Origin of the sequence: Streptomyces sp. SID12501, assembly GCF_010550245.1 — a bacterium.
Taxonomy (GTDB): domain Bacteria; phylum Actinomycetota; class Actinomycetes; order Streptomycetales; family Streptomycetaceae; genus Streptomyces.
The window spans coordinates 1-586 of sequence record NZ_JAAGLU010000298.1 but is presented as its reverse complement, the minus strand read 5'-3'; the positions used below and the strand labels follow the sequence as shown (position 1 = coordinate 586).

Annotated in this window: 1 pseudogene; it reads left to right on the top strand. The window is 64.5% G+C overall.

Features of this window, described 5'->3' with window-relative positions:
- Positions 1-586 (top strand): annotated as a pseudogene (locus G3I71_RS45850) (ribonucleotide-diphosphate reductase subunit alpha); the annotation flags it as partial.

Genomic DNA, 586 nt, shown 5'->3' with positions numbered 1-586 from the left:
GTACTTCTACACGGTCGCGTACCACGCGATCCGTGCGTCGAACCTGCTCGCGCAGGAGCGCAAGGCGTCGTTCTACGGCTTCGAGCGCTCGACCTACGCGACGGGCGAGTACTTCACGAAGTACGTCGAGAAGGAGTGGAAGCCGCGCACCGAGCGCGTCGCCGCGCTGTTCGCGGACGCGGGCGTGCACATCCCCACGCAGGACGACTGGCGCGAGCTGGCCGCCCTGGTGGCCGAGCACGGCCTGTACAACCAGAACCTGCAGGCGGTCCCGCCGACCGGCTCGATCTCGTACATCAACCACTCGACGAGCTCGATCCACCCGATCGCGTCGAAGATCGAGATCCGCAAGGAGGGCAAGATCGGGCGCGTCTACTACCCGGCGCCCTTCATGACGAACGACAACCTGGAGTACTACCAGGACGCGTACGAGATCGGCTTCGAGAAGATCATCGACACGTACGCCGAGGCGACGCAGCACGTCGACCAGGGCCTGTCGCTCACGCTCTTCTTCAAGGACACCGCGACGACGCGTGACCTCAACCGCGCGCAGATCTACGCGTGGAAGAAGGGCATCAAGACCATC